16 protein-coding genes are annotated in these 15,677 nt (G+C 68.1%); 4 read left to right on the top strand and 12 right to left on the bottom strand.

Translation table 11 applies throughout. The features are described from left to right. Genes ACZ7OI_RS42905 through ACZ7OI_RS42890 form a run of 4 tightly spaced genes read left to right on the top strand, consistent with a single transcriptional unit; the run spans nucleotide 1 to nucleotide 3,382 of the window. Nucleotides 1–1,209 carry an O-antigen ligase family protein gene (locus ACZ7OI_RS42905; protein WP_470269840.1) on the top strand — a complete coding sequence of 403 codons (1,209 nt, stop codon included), beginning with the start codon at nucleotides 1–3 and terminating at the stop codon, nucleotides 1,207–1,209. Then, entirely contained in the window at nucleotides 1,206–2,375 is a 1,170-nt protein-coding gene (locus ACZ7OI_RS42900) for a glycosyltransferase family 4 protein (RefSeq protein ID WP_470269839.1), read from the top strand. The genes ACZ7OI_RS42905 and ACZ7OI_RS42900 overlap by 4 nt, the downstream gene beginning before the upstream one ends. A gap of 8 nt (nucleotides 2,376–2,383) precedes the next feature. Next, nucleotides 2,384–3,022 (top strand): phosphatase PAP2 family protein, encoded by a 639-nt coding sequence (locus ACZ7OI_RS42895; protein WP_470269838.1) that lies wholly within the window; start codon nucleotides 2,384–2,386, stop codon nucleotides 3,020–3,022. Further along, nucleotides 3,023–3,382, top strand: coding sequence for a hypothetical protein (locus ACZ7OI_RS42890; RefSeq protein WP_470269837.1), 360 nt, complete (start codon nucleotides 3,023–3,025; stop codon nucleotides 3,380–3,382). A 117-nt stretch (nucleotides 3,383–3,499) separates the two neighbouring features. Here ACZ7OI_RS42890 and ACZ7OI_RS42885 read toward each other — a convergent pair whose 3' ends face one another. The 12 genes from ACZ7OI_RS42885 to ACZ7OI_RS42830 all read right to left on the bottom strand — a co-directional run bounded on the left by ACZ7OI_RS42885 (nucleotide 3,500) and on the right by ACZ7OI_RS42830 (nucleotide 15,668). Further along, nucleotides 3,500–4,810 carry a glutamate-1-semialdehyde 2,1-aminomutase gene (locus tag ACZ7OI_RS42885; protein WP_470269835.1) on the bottom strand — a complete coding sequence of 437 codons (1,311 nt, stop codon included), beginning with the start codon at nucleotides 4,808–4,810 and terminating at the stop codon, nucleotides 3,500–3,502. Between the two features lie 6 nt (nucleotides 4,811–4,816). After that, nucleotides 4,817–5,356 (bottom strand): dTDP-4-dehydrorhamnose 3,5-epimerase family protein, encoded by a 540-nt coding sequence (locus ACZ7OI_RS42880; RefSeq protein WP_470269834.1) that lies wholly within the window; start codon nucleotides 5,354–5,356, stop codon nucleotides 4,817–4,819. Continuing rightward, nucleotides 5,353–6,534, bottom strand: a complete 1,182-nt coding sequence (locus ACZ7OI_RS42875; RefSeq protein ID WP_470269832.1) for a polysaccharide pyruvyl transferase family protein — start codon at nucleotides 6,532–6,534, stop codon at nucleotides 5,353–5,355. The genes ACZ7OI_RS42880 and ACZ7OI_RS42875 overlap by 4 nt, the downstream gene beginning before the upstream one ends. Next, a complete protein-coding gene (locus ACZ7OI_RS42870; RefSeq protein WP_470269831.1) occupies nucleotides 6,531–7,484 on the bottom strand; it encodes a glycosyltransferase family 2 protein in 954 nt (317 codons plus the stop codon). Before ACZ7OI_RS42870 ends, ACZ7OI_RS42875 begins: the two co-directional genes overlap by 4 nt. After that, nucleotides 7,481–8,773 carry a hypothetical protein gene (locus ACZ7OI_RS42865; RefSeq protein ID WP_470269933.1) on the bottom strand — a complete coding sequence of 431 codons (1,293 nt, stop codon included), beginning with the start codon at nucleotides 8,771–8,773 and terminating at the stop codon, nucleotides 7,481–7,483. The genes ACZ7OI_RS42870 and ACZ7OI_RS42865 overlap by 4 nt, the downstream gene beginning before the upstream one ends. 40 nt (nucleotides 8,774–8,813) lie before the next feature. Next, a complete protein-coding gene (locus tag ACZ7OI_RS42860; RefSeq protein WP_470269830.1) occupies nucleotides 8,814–10,079 on the bottom strand; it encodes a DUF4910 domain-containing protein in 1,266 nt (421 codons plus the stop codon). Continuing rightward, complete coding sequence (locus ACZ7OI_RS42855) at nucleotides 10,079–11,101, bottom strand: NAD-dependent epimerase/dehydratase family protein (RefSeq protein WP_470269829.1); 1,023 nt, start codon at nucleotides 11,099–11,101, stop codon at nucleotides 10,079–10,081. The genes ACZ7OI_RS42860 and ACZ7OI_RS42855 overlap by 1 nt, the downstream gene beginning before the upstream one ends. A 4-nt stretch (nucleotides 11,102–11,105) precedes the next feature. Further along, nucleotides 11,106–11,783 (bottom strand): PIG-L deacetylase family protein, encoded by a 678-nt coding sequence (locus ACZ7OI_RS42850; protein ID WP_470269828.1) that lies wholly within the window; start codon nucleotides 11,781–11,783, stop codon nucleotides 11,106–11,108. Beyond that, nucleotides 11,747–12,535, bottom strand: a complete 789-nt coding sequence (locus ACZ7OI_RS42845) for a glycosyltransferase family protein (protein ID WP_470269827.1) — start codon at nucleotides 12,533–12,535, stop codon at nucleotides 11,747–11,749. Before ACZ7OI_RS42845 ends, ACZ7OI_RS42850 begins: the two co-directional genes overlap by 37 nt. Nucleotide 12,536: 1 nt before the next feature. Beyond that, nucleotides 12,537–13,769: a methyltransferase domain-containing protein gene (locus ACZ7OI_RS42840; RefSeq protein ID WP_470269826.1), complete on the bottom strand. Its 1,233-nt coding sequence runs from the start codon at nucleotides 13,767–13,769 to the stop codon at nucleotides 12,537–12,539. 266 nt (nucleotides 13,770–14,035) lie between these two features. Continuing rightward, nucleotides 14,036–14,908 carry an LLM class F420-dependent oxidoreductase gene (locus ACZ7OI_RS42835; protein WP_470269825.1) on the bottom strand — a complete coding sequence of 291 codons (873 nt, stop codon included), beginning with the start codon at nucleotides 14,906–14,908 and terminating at the stop codon, nucleotides 14,036–14,038. Between the two features lie 82 nt (nucleotides 14,909–14,990). Then, nucleotides 14,991–15,668, bottom strand: coding sequence for an LLM class flavin-dependent oxidoreductase (locus tag ACZ7OI_RS42830; RefSeq protein WP_470269824.1), 678 nt, complete (start codon nucleotides 15,666–15,668; stop codon nucleotides 14,991–14,993). Nucleotides 15,669–15,677 lie beyond the last annotated feature (9 nt).

Genomic DNA, 15,677 nt, shown 5'->3' with positions numbered 1-15,677 from the left:
ATGGCCGAACTGACCGCCACGCTGCCCGCCGAAACGAAATCGGTGCCGAAAGCGGTCGGCGCGGCCTGGGCGTTGCTCATCCTCAACACCCTCGGCTCGACCGGCGCGCAGACGGTGATCCCGTTGCCGCGCACGGTGATCCAGCTGGTCACCATGGGCGCGCTGATGACCGCGTTCCTGCTCGCCCTGGTGCTGAACCTGCGGATCAGGATCAAGCCGAGCGCGTACCTGCTGCTCCTGACCTTCCTGCTGCTCACGAGCATCGTGGCCAGCGTCCACCTGGAATCCGGGTACGGCTCGCTGTTCCGGTGCTTCCGGTTCACGGTGTTCGTCGCGACGCTCTGGTTGCTCAGCGGCTGGTGGGACGGGTCGTTCGCGTTCGTGCGGGCGCACATCCGGATGTTCGGCGCGGTGCTGCTGTCGGTCGTGCTCGGCCTGGCGATCGCCCCGGGCAAGGCGATGCCGGACATCTACGGCGGCCGGCTTTCCGGCGCGGTGTGGCCGCTGACGCCGCCGCAGGTCGGGCAGTACGCGGCGGTCATCGCCGGGCTCGCGGTGCTGATGTGGCTCGGCAAACGGACGGACGCCAAGAGCGCGTTGCTCGTCGTCGTGCCGTCGCTCGGGCTGCTGCTGCTCACGCACACCCGCACCGCGACGCTCGGGCTCGTCGCCGGGCTGATCGTCGCGCTGCTGTCGATGGGGCTGGTCAGCGCGCGGGCGCGCAAAGTGTTCGCCTGGATCGTGCTCGTGGCCGGTTTCGCCGCGGTGGTGCTGGGCGGCCTGCTGCAGGCGTGGTTCCTGCGCGGGCAGAGCACCGACGATTTCTCCAGCCTGACCGGCCGCGCGAAGGTGTGGGACGCGCTGCTGTCCGCGCCGCGGACCGGATTCGAGTACATCTTCGGCGTCGGCCTCACCGACAAGTCCTACGACGGCCTGCCGATCGACAACAGCTGGCTCGCGATCTACCACGAGCAGGGCTTAGTCGGGATCGGGATCGTCGCCGCGATGCTGCTCGTGCTGGTCGCGATCGCGGTGCTGCGGCCGCCGTCGGTGGCTCGGGCGAGCGCGATTTTCCTGATCGCTTACGTCATTTCCGCGTCCTACACCGAAGCCGGGCTCGGCGACGCGTCGCCGTATCTGCTGCATTTGGCGGTGGCCGCGTCCTTGCTGGCCGCGGGCGAGGCTCCAGCGAGGGAGAAGCTGGCGTGAAGGTTCTGGTGGTGCACAACCGCTATCGGTCGGAGCAGCCGAGCGGCGAGAACAACGTGGTCGACGCCGAGGTCGCGCTGCTGTCCTCGGCCGGGATCGACGTCCAGCGGTTCGAGCGGCACAGCGACGACATCGCTTCGATGCCGTTGGCGCGCAAGGCGTTGGTGCCTCTGCAGGTGCCGTGGAACCGCTCGTCGCGGACGGAGCTGCGGGCGTGGCTGCACAGGGAGCGGCCGGACGTCGTGCACGTCCACAACACCTTCCCGCTGCTGTCCCCGTCGGTGCTGGCCGCGTGCGCCGACGCGCGCGTGCCGGTGGTCGCGACGCTGCACAACTACGGCCTCGTCTGCCCGCCCGGCACGCTCTACCGCGACGGCCGGATCTGCACCGACTGCGTCGGCGGCCTGCCCGTCCCCGCGGTCCGGCACGGCTGTTACCGCGATTCGGCCGCCGCGACCGTGCCGATGGCGGTGAACCTGATGGTCAACCGGGACCGCTGGCGGACCGGCGTGACCCGGTTCTTCTGCATCTCGGACGCGCAGCGCCGGCTTCTCGTGAACGCGGGACTGCCGGCCGCGCGGATGACCGTGAAGCACAACTTCGTCCCGGACGAGGGGCGGCGGCGCGTCGGCGACGGCGAGCACCTCCTGTTTCTCGGACGGCTCACCGAGGAGAAAGGCGTCCCGCTGCTCAAAGCGGCGTGGGAGCAGTACTCCGGCAAACTCCCGTTGCTGATCGCCGGGACCGGCCCGCTGTCCGACGACGTCGCGGCGTGGGCTGCTGGGCGGGACAACGTGTCGTACGTCGGCCTCCAGGACCGGGCTTCGTGCCAGGAACTGATCGCCCGAGCGGCGGCGGTCGTGGTGCCCTCGACGTGGCTGGAGGCGTTCGGGCTCGTGGTCGTGGAGGCGATGGCCGCGGGGGTGCCGACGGTCGCGCCCGCGCACGGGGCATTTGAAGAGCTGGTCACCGACGGTGTCACCGGCTTGCTGCACCCTCCCGGCGACGCGGCGGCGCTCGCTTCTTCGCTCCTTGAAGTTGCCGACACCGAGCTGAACCGGAAGATGGGCGAGGCCGCGCGGCAACGGTACGACGCGGACTTCACCCCGGAAGTCGGGCTGAAACGGCTGCTCGACGGCTACGAGGAAGCGATCGCCGCGGTATGAAGGAAGTTGTGCGCGACCGACTGAAGACCTCGCCCCGAGCGCTTCCGGTCGTTCTGCGCACGCCATCGCTGGTCCTGGCCGTGCTCGGGCTCCTGACATTGATCGCGCTGGGCATCCGCTTCGCCGGACACTCGGCGCCGAGCGCGTTCGACGCCCCGCTCCTGCCCGGCCCGGACCTCATCCCCGACCCATGGTGGTACTTCGCGACGGCGATCGACTTCTGCGGCGAACCACTGGGCGCGGTGCTGATCCTGCTCCTGGTAATCGGCGGCTGTCTGCTGACACACCGGCCTCGAACGGCGGTGTTGGCGGTGGTCGGCTGCAGTCTCACGGTCGTGGTGACCTCGGTGCTGAAGCCGTTGACCGGGCGGACTATCCATGGCAGCTATCTGTCGTTTCCCAGCGGTCACACTGCTTTCGCGACTGCCTTGGCGCTGACTGGCGCTTACGTGCTGGCTGGACGGTTGAGTCGGTTTGCCGCGGTGGCGTGGATGCTGGGGCTTGCGTTGGTGGCTGGTTTCCTGATGGCGTGGGCGGAGGTTGGGCTGGGGGCGCATTACCCGACCGACACGATCGGTGGCTTCGGTGTGGCGCTGGCGGTCGTGCCGGTCACGGGGTACTGGGTGGACCGGGTCGCGGACCGGTAGATGCCTGCCGAAAGCAATGCACAACCTCCTGCTTCCGCCGCACTGCTGGCGATAGCGAAGAGGCTGGCTGCCGCAAATAATGAGAACAACCCTGCCGGAATTGAATATGTTAAAACGGACCGCACGTCGCTCGCGCCCATTGACGGAACTCAGCCCAAGACTAACGACCCGGTTTATCTGATTCAGATGACGGGGGAGTTTGTCGGATATGCCGCGAAGATTCCCAGGGGAAGCAAGGCGCCTAGAGGGAACGTGCTGACGGTCACCGTCGACGCGAACTCGGGACAGATGCTGGGTTGGTCGATCCTGCTGGAGCCGCACGACCTCGCGAAGCTGGGTGAGGTGTCGCCGTTGCGATAGCCCATTAACCGTCGCAGCTGCTGCCAGCAGCGCGGGCGACGGTGGGCGGTCTGTGAGGGGAACCCTGAGGGAACTAGATTCCCCCAGGGTTCCCCTCACGGACTCTGTCCAAGACCGCTAAGCCTTCCGCCGAAACACCGGCTTCACCGGCCGCCCGCCCAGCCACGGCGACGGATCCCCCTCCTCCAGCGCCTTCCGGTACACCACGCACGCCGAAGCGACCGCCTCCACCGTCCGGTCGATGTCCTCCTCCGTCATCGCCGCACTGACCACAAAGGACGGACCCAGGATCCCGTTCTCCAACAGGCACCGCATAAACAGCGTCCGATACTCCTGCGACGGCTGGCCATCCGCGTCGAGGGTCGCGAACACCAGATTGCTGTACCGCCCCCGCACCAGCACTTGCTCGCCGACCCCGTGCGCGACCGCCACTTCGGTCACGCCGGCGGCCAGCCGAGCCCCGAGCGCGTGCAGTCGAGCCGTCACGTCCTCCGCGGCGTAGGCCTCCATCACCGCCATCGCCGCGGCCAGCGACGAGGTCTCCGCGCCGTGCGTCGTCGACAGCAGGAACACCCGCTCGCGCGAATCGCGCAGGCCGCCCAGTTCCATCAAGTCCCGCCGACCGGCCAGCGCGGAGACCGCGAAGCCGTTGCCGAGCGCTTTGCCGAACGTCGAGAGATCCGGCGTCACGCCGTACAACCCCTGCGCGCCGTGCTCGGAATACCGGAAGCCGGTGATCATCTCGTCGAAAATCACCAGCGCGCCGTGCCGATGCGCGAGGTCGAGCAGTCCGGCGAGATAGCCGTCCGGCGGGTCCACTCCCTTGGTGGGCTCCAGGATCAGGCACGCCACCTGCCCGCTGAACTGGCGCAGCATCTGCTCGGTCGCCGGAAGATCGCCGTACGGGAAGGGCACGGTCATCGCCATCGTCGCGGCCGGGATTCCGGCCGACATCGGGGTCGTGCCGATGAACCAGTCGTCGGTGGAGAAGAACGCGTGGTCGGCGCATTGGGCGACCAGCGGCCGTCCGGTCGCGGCGCGGGCGAGCCGGACGGCGGCGGTCGTCGCGTCGGAGCCGTTCTTCGCGAACTTCACCATGTCCGCGGTCGGCACCGTCGCCAGGAACTGCTCCGCCGCTTCAAGCTCCACAATGGACGGACGGACGAAGTTGTTGCCCCGCTCCAACACGTCGCGCACGGCGGCGGTCACGCGTGGATGGGCGTGGCCGAGGCTGACCGCGCGCAGGCCGGAGCCGTACTCGAGATAGCGGTTGCCGTCGACGTCCCAGACGTACGCGCCGCGGCCGTGCGAGATGACCGGTGCGAGATGTTCGGGGTATTGATCCTCGCCTTTGGCGTAGGTGTGCGCACCGCCGGGGATAGCGCGATGCAGGCGTTCGTTCGCGATTCGGGAGAGTAGCAGGTCCATGACGGGTCACCTCAAGGCATCGGCCAGCGAAGGGGCCGAAGCGTCGCGTTCGGACAGCAATGCCGCGGGCAGCGGCCACGGGATGGCGAGCTCCGGGTCGTCGTGCGCGATGGCGACGTCCTCGGACGGGTCGTGCGCGCGGTCGATCCGGTACGACACGTCGGCGACGTCGCTCAGCGCCTGGAAACCGTGTGCGCATCCGGCCGGGATGTAGATGCTCTCCTGGGTGTCGCCGGAGAGATGAAACGTTTCCATGGAAAGGAAAGTCGGCGAGTCCCGTCGCAGGTCGACCACGACGTCGAACACCTCGCCGAACGAACAGCGCACCAGTTTCGCCTCGCCGGCCCCGGACCGCAGGTGCATCCCGCGCACCACGCCGCGCACCGAGCGGGACACGCTGTCCTGCGCGAACCCGTCCGGATCGATGCCGACCGACCGGGCGACCCCGGCGTCGAAGGTCCGCGAGAAGAAGCCGCGATCGTCTCGGTGCGGCGTCGGCTGGAACAGCCACACGCCGGAAATCGACGGCACGGGAACGGCTTTCACGACACCTCCGCGGGAATGAGCGACCTCGACAACAGGGCGAACTGGTCCTTCAACTGCTGAGCGCATTCCTCGTTGCGGGCGGCGAGTTCCGCCTTGAGCTCCGGTGCTCGCCGCTGCAATTCCTCGAACTGCTCGATCAGCCGCGGCACGTCGACCGCCCGGGCCTCCTGGCAGAACTCGCCGAGTCCCATTTCGGCCATCAGCACGTCGTTCTTCTTCGCGTATCCGATCGCGACCGTCGGCTTCCCGACCTTCAACGCGCACAACACATTGTGGTACCGGGTGCCCACGACCGTGCCCACCTCGGCCATCGCGCGCATCAGCTCGTCCAGCGTGCCGGGGACGGCCGCGGACAGCAGCGGCGAGTCGACCGTTTCGACGATCTCATCCACCACTTCGAGGTCGATCCGGTCGCCGATGAAGAGCCGGACCGGACGCTCCTGGCGGAGGAGATACCGCACGAACTCGGTCATCGCGTCCACGTAAGCCCGGTAGATCTCGTCGCCGCGCGCACGATCGTCGTTGCCGCCGTAGTACGCCATCACCCCGACACCGACCGCCCGCGGATCCTCGATCGCGGCAGGAGTCGGCAAGGCGAAGGCGAGATCGGGATAAACGCGATCAGCAATGACCCGCACCCCCATGTCCGCCATCGCCGAACGCGACAGTTCATCGCGGAAGGACCGATACGTCGCGAGCTGGGTCGCGTACCGCACCAGAAACCGCGTCGCCGGCACTCGAATCCGGTCGGCCCCCACGCTTACCAGTGCCACCTTCGTGCGCCCCAGCCGCCCGCACAGCGAAAGCAGGAAGAGCGCGTACGGAAATCCCCACGGCCGCAACGGAAGCGTCGCCTCCAGCACGCCCATTCCGGGAACGATCACCACGTTCTGCCGCCGAACCCACCAGGCCGTACGGAAAACGTCGATGACCTTCCCGAAAGCTTTGGTCGCGATCGACCGCAGCCCGGACGCGTGCCGGTATTCGCCGCTGTACCAGTTCAACCGCACCGCGGGGATCCCGTATCGCGCACGGATGGTGTCCGCCCCACCGCAGAACGCGGACACCTTCGCGTACGGATGTTCAACCCGCAGAAAGGCGAGTACCGCCTCCAGCGAGCCGTCATTGCCGAGGTTGCCTGAACCGAGCAGTCCGAAGACCCCGACCCGAACAGTCACGGCACCCGCCGTTCGCGTCCGGCGACCACGCGGTCGACAGTGAGGTCGAGTTCGGCCGCGTGCACCGGAGCCCGGTCCTCGACGCGCTCCCCGCCTCCGCCGGGCCGGGCCCTGCTGGCGAACCATTCCACCAACGCGAGGTAGCAGGCGCGACGCTCGCCGGACGGCAGCGGCGCGGACCGGATTCCGTGCACGAAACCCCAGATGTACTCGGCGAGCAGCCGCGCGGTCGGGTTCAAGATCGCGTTGCCGCGCTTCGGATCGAGGTTCGCGCACCGGGAGCGTTTGCTCGGGTTCGCGCGTTCCGCCCGGTCCGGATGGTCGCGGCGGAAGTACAGCAGCTCAGGCACCTGATAGAACGGGCCGTGCAGGGCGATTTCGGCCACGTAGGTGCGGTCCGCGTGGTGGTAGCTGTTCATCGGAGTGACCCGACGCAGCACCGCTGTGCGCATCACACCGTAGAAATCGTCGCCGCCGGGCTCGAACAGCAGGCTCTTGAACCGCACCGACGGTCGCGGCGCGTCAGTCTGGTGCCGGTAGTCCAGCGGCACCGTCACCGCGCCGTGCTCGTCGATGATCGCCTGGTGCGAGTGCGCGAGGATCATCTCCGGCCGCGCGTCGAGCGCTTCGACGCACTTCGCCAGCAGCTCCCGGCCGTAGAGATCGTCGTGCGAGGCCCACTTGAACAGCTCGCCGCGAGCCTGGTCGAGCAGGATGTTGTGGTTCGGGGTCGCGCCGATGTTGCGCGGCTGGCGCAGATACCGGATCCGCGAGTCCTCCCGCGCGTACTTCCGGGCGATTTCTTCCGTGCCGTCTTGCGACGCGTTGTCGGAGATGATCAGTTCGAAGTCCTCGTAGGTCTGCCCGAGCAGCGCGTCGAGTGCTTCGCTGAGGAATTCCTCTCCGTTGTAGACGGGCAGACCGATGGTCAGCCGGGGCACCGTGCTCATGCCGGTTTCATCTCCTCGGAAGCCGAATGGAGTTCTGCTTGGCTGAAAGAACCTGACGCGGCGGGAAACTCGGGCACCGCCGCGAAGTGGTCGCGAAGCGCGCTGCGCAGCTGCCACCACCACACGGCCGAACCAGTGAGCGTGGCGGCCGCGACGCCCCACTCCGAGCCGGCCGCACCGCCGAGCACGGCCCCGACCAAGCCGAACACGACGTAGCACGCGGACGCGATCAGCTGGGACCGCAAGCTCCGCCGCGCCATCCCGAGCGCGCGAAGCCCGGCCGTCGCACCGGTGGTGAAGCTCGCGCCGACGACCGCCATCGTGACCGCCGGGACCAGCAGCGACGAGCTGTCCCACAGCGAACCGAGCACGAACCGGCCGGCGTCTTCGGGAACGAAGAACCACAGTCCGAGTCCCCAGATCAGGGCAGCTGCCGCCTGCGCGGCGCCGAGCGCCACGCAGAAATGCCACAGCCGATGCGGCGACTGCCGGAGCACCCGCGCCCCCTCGGCGACAGTGACGAGGGAAAGTCCCATGAGCAGCGCGAGAAACGGTCCGAGCAGCTGCTCCGCGCCGCGCACCGTGCCGACCGCCGCCAGCCCGGAAATCGCGCCCAGCCCGTACGCCCGCAGCTGCGACGAACCGCTGTTGCTGACGTTCTCCACGAGGTACCGCACGCCCAGGTCCCGATGGTCCCGCAGCCACGCGCGCACCCCGCCGAGCCGCGGCAGCACGCTCGTCTGGACCCAGCCGAACGCGGCCGCGACCCCGGCGGAACAGCCCCAGGCCAGCAGGAACGCGACCACAGTGTCGTAACGTGCGGCCAAAACCAGCGCCGGGAACAACGCGACGGCCTGGATTCCGTCGTTGAGGAACGCCTTGTGCCCGGTGCCCTGCGCGAAGAACCCGAACCGCCAGGCGTCCTGCACGAGCAGGAACGGCAATACCACCCCGAGCGCGACGAACGCGGCCCCGAGCGAACCGCCGACCACCAGTCCAAAAAGGACACTGACCAGTCCGGAAGCGACCCCCACGACGAGAGCGGTCCCGACCGCCTGGCCCACCGCGGTCCGCCAGCTCGCCCTGCCGACGCCGGAGAAGCGCACCATCAGCGGGTCGGTGGCGATCCCGCGCGAGATGTTGAGAATGACGCCGTAGGTCACCCACGCGATGCTGAACAGGCCGAACGCCGTCGCGCCGAGCGAGCGCGCGACGTACAGGCCGACCACGAAGTTGGTCAGGCTCGAAACGGCCTGGTCTCCGAGGCCCCAGCTGAGCCGTCCCGCCATCGCGCGGACGGCTCGCGAACGCAGGATCGACGGCACGGCCTCACTCCTTCAGCAGTCCGGCGGCCTGAAGGGCATCAGCCGCCGTGGCTACGGCGCCGAACGGCAGGTCCGCCCGTTCGGCGATGTCGAGGAGGCTGTGGTCGCCGTCGGAGAGGCTGAGCACCCACAGCATGGCCAGCTGGGCTTCCTTCGCGTCGCTGCGCCCGCCGAGCGAGTCGTACAGCCCGCGCTTGCCCAGCTGCGGTTCGCCGTACGGGCTGAGGTTCACGTAGCGCCGGTTGCGGTCCAGCACGGAAAACGCCGTCCGCAGGGTGTCGAGGGTGTCGGCCATCGAGTCCGGGTCGACGAAGGACGCGTTGTCCGCCGAGGTGTGGTACTCCGGGTAGCCCGCGTACGGCGTACGCGTGAGGGAGCCGACGCCGAGGTTGAAGCCGGGGGAGCAGAACTGGCGCTCGTCGTAGCCGTACGGCGAGAAATCGCGGATCTCGTGCGGTTTGTCCTTGAGGATGTGCGCGAAGACGCGGTCGATGTCGGCGTCCCCGCGCCGGCTGCGCTTGTAGGTCAGCGAACCCCGGTCGCCCGCGCAGGCCAGCACGACGCCGTGCTTGACCTGTTCGATGCGCTCGGAATTGCGGGCCAGCCAGGTGATCGCGCCGATCGTGCCGGGCATGAAGAGAAAACGGTAGGTGTAGTAAGGCTTTTCCCCGGCCAGCGCCTGCGCGAGCGCGACGGCGACCGCGATGCCGGCGAGATTGTCGTTGGCCAGCGACGGATGGCAGAGGTGGCACGAGACGAGCACCTCGTCGGCCACCTCGCCCGGCACGACGTGCTCGGCGTAGGTGAGATGGCCGTCGGCGAGCGTCGAGTCGATTTTGACGTGGTAATCGCCGTCGGGCAGCGTGTCGAGAACGTCCTGCGCGAGGCAGAAACCCCAGGTGGGGGAGTAGTAACTGGTGCGGTACGGGATCAACGACGGCTGCTCCGGCAACGTGTGCAGGTGCGTGCGCAGTTCGGCGAGGCTGACGACCCGGTCGACCGGGACGCTGTAGCCGACCACGTGCAGGTTCGACTTCCGGAAGTCGATCACCCGCCTGCCGGAGGAATCCGCGACGAAAGCGTCGCGGATGTTCCACTCCGCGGGCACGGTCCAGTCCAGCACCTCGGTGCCGCTGGGCACCTCGTACCGGTCGAGCGGGAGGTGCTCGCCGATGACGGCAAGAGTCTGGCGTACGCCGTCGCCGGTGATGCTCCGGCAGAACGGGTACAACCGTTCCACCAGAGCGTGCATCTCGGGCCCCGTGCGCATCAGGCGTGCCGCAGGGTGGCGTCGACCGCGCCGGCGGACTGCCGGTCGCTCAACCAGTTCAGCCGGGTGAAGCGGCGCTCGAACTGCTCCTTGGTCAGGCTGTTGCGGCGGTAGGCGTCGAACAGTTGCAGCGCACCGTCTTTCACGCCCCACTTGCAGTCGAAGAACGGGACTGCGTCGCGGAACCGCGAGAAATCGACGCGGTACGAACGCGGGTCGGCCCCGGCCTCGCCGGTGATCCGCAGCTTGGCGCCGGGAACCACCGCGACGACCTCTTCGGCGATCTCGGCGACCGTCACGTTGTTGCGTTCGGTGCCGATGTTGAACGCCTTGTTGTGCACGGCTTCGCGCGGCGCTTCGAGGGCGGCGGTGAAGGCGTGGGCGATGTCGTCGGCGTGCACCAGTGGTCGCCACGGCGTGCCGTCGGAGAGCACGAGGACCTCGCCGGACAGGTAAGCGTGGCCGACCAGGTTGTTCAGCACGATGTCGGCGCGCAGCCGCGGCGAGAAGCCGAACGCGGTGGCGTTGCGCATGTATACCGGGCTGAAGTGGTCGTCGGCGAGGTCCGAAACCTCGGCCTCCACACGGACCTTCGACTCCGCGTACGGCGTGGCCGGCCGAAGCGGCGCGTTCTCGTCGACGAGACCGCTGTTGCCCGAAGCGCCGTAGACGGAGCAGGTCGAGGCGTAAAGGAACCGGGAGACCCCAGCGTCCTTCGCGAGTTTCGCGAGCTTGACCGACGCGTGGTGGTTGATGTCGTAGGTCAGTTCGGGAGCGAGCGAGCCGAGCGGGTCGTTGGACAGCGCGGCGAGGTGGATCACCGCGTCGAAACCCTGCAGATGCTCGGCTTTCACGTCCCGCAGGTCGACGGCCAGCCCGACCGGATCGTGCGGGGCCGGGCCGAGCACACAAGCGGCGAACAAGCCCGAGTCGAGGCCGATGACCTCGTGTCCCGCCGCGGCGAGCACCGGTGCCATCACCGTGCCCAGATATCCCGTGTGCCCCGTGAGCAGCACGCGCATGCCTTCAGCCCCTTAGGTCGATGACGAGTTTGTTCGCCTCGAACGCCTCGGCATAGCGTTCTTGGCATTCGATTCCGCGAATCCGCGCGAGGCCGAGGAAAGCCTCGCGGTCGTACCACGGCCGGTGCTGCTGAGAGCCGTAATGCTCGTGCAGCAGTTCGATCTTGCGCTGCATGACGTCGTCCGACAGCGGCGCGTAGGCGGGCAGTCGTCCGAGGTCCCCGTCCCATTTGACGATCTCGTAGCCCAGCGTCAGATGGCCGCGGAACACCGTGGGCACGAGCTGGGCGAGCCCGCGGTGGTCCTGGTGCGCGTCGATGGTCCGGGGCGCGAACACGACGTCCGGATCGGTGCGGCGGCGGAGGTCTTCCAGCGCGTTCTTGGCTTCCTCCCAGTGCGAGGGGAGGCGACCGTCGGGCAGCTTGAGCACCGTGACGTTCAGCTCGGCACCCGGGCAGAACCCGGCCAGCGCGGCGCGTTCCTCTGTCTCGCGGTCGGTGCCGCCGCCGGACAGCACCAGCGCGTCGACCTGAAGCCCGGGACGCGTGCCGCAGATCTCGAGGAGCGTGCCGCCTGCCCCGATGGCGATGTCGTCGCAATGCGCGCCGAGCACGACGATGCTCTTCAGCTCGGCGCCGAGGCGGATCACGAGAGCACCTTTTCGTTTTCCCACAACGCCCATGGCCGGTCGCCGTGGGTGTAAGCGGCGTCGAGCGCGTAGCGTTCCTTGACCGTGTCGGTCGGCTTCCAGAACCCGCGATAGGGGTACGCGAGCAGCCGGCCGCGCTTGGCGAGTTCGCCGCAGCCGTCGGCGACCAGGTCGCCGTTCTCCGGGATGTGGTCGAAAATCTCCTGCCGCAGCACGAAATAGCCGCCGTTCTCCCACAGCGGGAGTTCGCTGACCGGCGTGATCGCGCCGATCAGGCCGCCCTCGTCCATCTCGACGCAGTGGAACGACGACTGCGGCGGCACGACGAGCATCGACGCGCCCGCATCGGTGTTCCGGAACCGCTCGACGATGTTGTCCAGCGGCGCGTCGGTGAGCACGTCGGCGTAGTTGGCGAGGAACATCTCGTCGCCGTCGAGGTGGTCGCGCACCCGGCGGAGCCGTTCGCCGATCGGCGATTCGATGCCGGTCTGCACGAAGGAGATCGTCCAGTCGGCGATGTCGGTGGACAGCAGTTCCGGCTTCCCGCCGCGCAGCACGAAATCGTTGGACGTCGTTTCCTGGTAGTGCAGGAAGAAGTCCTTGATGTGGTGCGCGCCGTAGCCGAGGCACAGCACGAACTCGGTGTGCCCGAAATGCGCGTAGTAGCGCATCACGTGCCAGATCAGCGGCCGGGGACCGACCATCGCCATCGGCTTGGGCACGTCGGATGCCTCGCTGCTGCGCATCCGCATTCCGTAGCCGCCGCAGAACAGAACGACCTTCACTTCACGTCACCTCGACGATTTCCAGGCGCGGAATCGGGAAGACGAGCTTGCCGCCCCACGCGCCGACGTAGGAGAGCTGCTCGGTCAGTTCGTCCCGCAGGTTCCAGGGCAGGACGAGCACGTAGTCCGGCCGGTCGGCCGCGATCCGGTCCGGTTCCACGACCGGGATCCGGGTGCCCGGCGTGAACCGGCCGTGCTTGTACGGGTTGCGGTCCACCGTGTAGGCCAGCAGGTCCGGGCGGATGCCGCAGTGGTTCAGCAGAGTGTTGCCCTTGCCGGGCGCGCCGTATCCGACAGTCGTTTTCCCGGCTTTCCGGGCGGCGAGGAGAAATTCGAGCAATTCGAGCCGGACGCGGGTGACCCGGTCGGCGAATTCGGTGTACCCGGACAGCTCGTGCAGCCCGGCGGCCTTCTCCCGGGCCAGCACGTCGGTCATCCGGGCGCTCGGCTCCCCGGCGGACTCCGCGGGCCGCGCCCAGAGCCGGATCGAGCCGCCGTGCGTGGGCAGAAGCTCGACGTCGACCACGGTCAGTCCGCCGCCCGCCAGCGCCCGCCGAGCGGATTCGACGGTGTAGTACTGGAAATGCTCGTGGTAGATCGTGTCGTACTGGTTCTTTTCGATCAGCGTGAGCAGATGCTGCACCTCGATCGACACCCAGCCGTCGTTCGCGACGAGCGCGCGCAGTCCGTGGGTGAACCCCCGGATGTCCGGAATGTGCGCGTAAACGTTGTTCGCCACGACCAGGTCGGCCGGACCGTGTTCGGCGCGCACCTCCCGGCCGGTGTCCTCGGAGAGGAACGCGGTGTGCGTCGGCACCCCGGCCTCGCGCGCGGCTTGCCCGACGTTGACCGAGGGTTCCACGCCGAGGCAACGGATTCCGCGTTCCACGACGTGCTTCAGGAGGTATCCGTCGTTGCTGGCGACTTCCACGACGAAAGACCGGTCGGTCAGCCCGAGCCGCTCGACCGCGGCGTCGGTGAACCGCTTCGCGTGTTCCACCCACGAGGTGGAAAAAGACGAGAAATACGCGTAATCGGTGAAAGTGTCGGCCGGATCGAGCAGCGGCGGGAGCTGCGCGAGCCAGCATTCCGTGCACACTTCGAGATGCAGCGGGAAAGTCGGTTCGGGCTCGGCCAGCTGCGCGGCGGTCAGGAACCGCTCGCACGGCGGGGTCGCGCCGAGGTCGACCACGCTGGCGGTTCTTTCCGAACCGCAGAGTCGACATGTGGTCATGTACCAGGCTCCTCCGGTCGCGACGCGATCTGCGTAGGGCAGGTCGATCCGCACCCGGCCGCCGTTACAGTGCGCCGGGAAGCTCACCGGAGTCGATTCGGAACCGAGACCAAAGTTTCTCGGCAGCCGGTGCGGTGCCAAAGTCGCACACTGGTCGAGGAGCCTGGAAAAAGACTTATGACGGCGGCGAAATGCCGCGAGGTGCTGCGACGAACGGGTGGCGGCCCGGTGCCGGATGGCGCAGCCGTCACCCGTTCGTCAGCGGATCACAGCTTTTCGGCCGCGGGGATCACTTCGGTGGCGAACCGTTCGAGCACCGCCGGGTCGGGAACGCCTTCCGCCCAGCCGGTCGCGACGCTGAAGCCGAGTTCCGACAGCCGGCCCAGTTCATCCAGCAGTTGCCCGGTTTTCTCGCCGTTTTCACCGGTATCGAGCCGCAGCGAGGCGGTTTTCGTGATCTCGGAGTAGTCGCGGCCGACGTCTTCGCAGTGCTGCTTCAGGACTTCCAGTTTGCGCGGAAGATCCGCGTTGGGCAGCAAATTGCAGATGTCGCCGTACTGCGCGACGAACCGCAACGTCTTCTTCTCGCCGCTGCCCCCGATCATGATCGGCGGGTGCGGACGCTGGATCGGCGGCGGGCTGTTCAGCAGCCGTTCGGCGCTGACGTGCGTGCCGGCAAAGGGTTCGTCGCCTTCGGCCCACATCTGGCGGACATACCGGAGCGCGTCCTCGAGCTGTTCGAACCGCTCCTTCATCGGCGGGAACCGGAACCCGAGCGCGCGGGACTCCTCCTCGTTCCAGCCCGCCCCGATGCCGAGGATCGCCCGCCCGCCGGACAGCACGTCGAGCGTCGTCGCGGATTTCGCGAGCAGCCCGGGGTGCCGGTAAATGACCCCCGTGACGAGAGTGAGCAGTTTGACCCGTTCGGTGTGCGCGGCCAGGAAGCCGAGCGTGGTCCAGGCTTCCAGCATCTCGTGCTCGGGCGGGCCGTAGCCGGAAATCTGGAAGAAATGGTCCATCACCGACAGGTATTCGAACCCGGCCTCGTCCGCGGTACGGGCCACCCGCGCCAGGTCCGCGCCGAGCGCCGCCGGGCCGTTCGGCCAGGTCTGCTGAGCGAGATGCAACCCGAGTTTCATGCCAACTCCTTAACCGCCGGAATGATGTCTTGCGCGAAAATCTCGATCCTCTTTCGGTCGGGCCCGCCGGGAAGCGGACCGATCACGGCCTGCACGCCGAGCCGGCGCAACCTGCGCGCCTCGGCGAGAAATTCGCCGGTTTTCTCCCCGGACGGGCCGATGTCCAGGTAGTGGTAAACGGTCTTGGTGATCTCGGCGTAGTCGCGGCCCTCGGTTTCGCAGTGCCGCTTGAGCACGTCGAGCTTGCGTTCGAGGTCCGGCCCGTTGCCGAGGTTGCAGAAGTCGCCGTACTCTGTTTGATTGCCCCGGCTTCGCCGGGGCGCCGAGATCGCCGGGAAGCTGGTTTCTTCCCTCCCGATTCGCCGGCCCGGGGGGCCGTCGAATCGCTCAGTCCAGAAACCAGCGCGATCTCGGGTTGTGGTTCCGAAGTGGACGGAAACGGAAAACCGAGCCCGCGGGCTTCTTCCTCGTTCCACCCGGCCCCGATGCCGAGCATGGCCCGCCCGCCGGACAGCACGTCGAGCGTGGTGACCGCCTTCGCGAGCAGGCCGGGATGCCGGTAAATCGCGCCAGTGACGTAGGTGAACAGCTTCGCGCGCAGGGTGTGCGCGGCGAAATAGCCGAGGGTGGTGTACGCCTCAAGCATCGGGCGATCGCTCGGCCCGACGCTGGGAATCTGGAAGAAATGGTCCATCACCGCGAGATAGGCGAACCCGGCGTCGTCCGCCGCCCGCGCCGCTTCGGCCAGCTCCCCGCGCAACGCGGCAGT

The organism is Amycolatopsis sp. NPDC114503, assembly GCF_055633655.1.
This window is presented reverse-complemented; position numbering and strand designations above follow the sequence as displayed.

What these genes read in the sequence shown, in the direction of transcription:
- ACZ7OI_RS42905 (WP_470269840.1), top strand. Translation starts at nt 1, where the DNA reads ATGGCCGAACTGACCGCCACGCTGCCCGCCGAAACGAAATCGGTGCCG.
- ACZ7OI_RS42890 (WP_470269837.1), top strand. Translation starts at nt 3,023, where the DNA reads ATGCCTGCCGAAAGCAATGCACAACCTCCTGCTTCCGCCGCACTGCTG.
- ACZ7OI_RS42885 (WP_470269835.1), bottom strand. Translation starts at nt 4,810, where the DNA reads ATGGACCTGCTACTCTCCCGAATCGCGAACGAACGCCTGCATCGCGCT.
- ACZ7OI_RS42870 (WP_470269831.1), bottom strand. Translation starts at nt 7,484, where the DNA reads ATGAGCACGGTGCCCCGGCTGACCATCGGTCTGCCCGTCTACAACGGA.
- ACZ7OI_RS42865 (WP_470269933.1), bottom strand. Translation starts at nt 8,773, where the DNA reads ATGGCGGGACGGCTCAGCTGGGGCCTCGGAGACCAGGCCGTTTCGAGC.
- ACZ7OI_RS42860 (WP_470269830.1), bottom strand. Translation starts at nt 10,079, where the DNA reads ATGCGCACGGGGCCCGAGATGCACGCTCTGGTGGAACGGTTGTACCCG.
- ACZ7OI_RS42855 (WP_470269829.1), bottom strand. Translation starts at nt 11,101, where the DNA reads ATGCGCGTGCTGCTCACGGGGCACACGGGATATCTGGGCACGGTGATG.
- ACZ7OI_RS42850 (WP_470269828.1), bottom strand. Translation starts at nt 11,783, where the DNA reads ATGGGCGTTGTGGGAAAACGAAAAGGTGCTCTCGTGATCCGCCTCGGC.
- ACZ7OI_RS42840 (WP_470269826.1), bottom strand. Translation starts at nt 13,769, where the DNA reads ATGACCACATGTCGACTCTGCGGTTCGGAAAGAACCGCCAGCGTGGTC.
- ACZ7OI_RS42835 (WP_470269825.1), bottom strand. Translation starts at nt 14,908, where the DNA reads ATGAAACTCGGGTTGCATCTCGCTCAGCAGACCTGGCCGAACGGCCCG.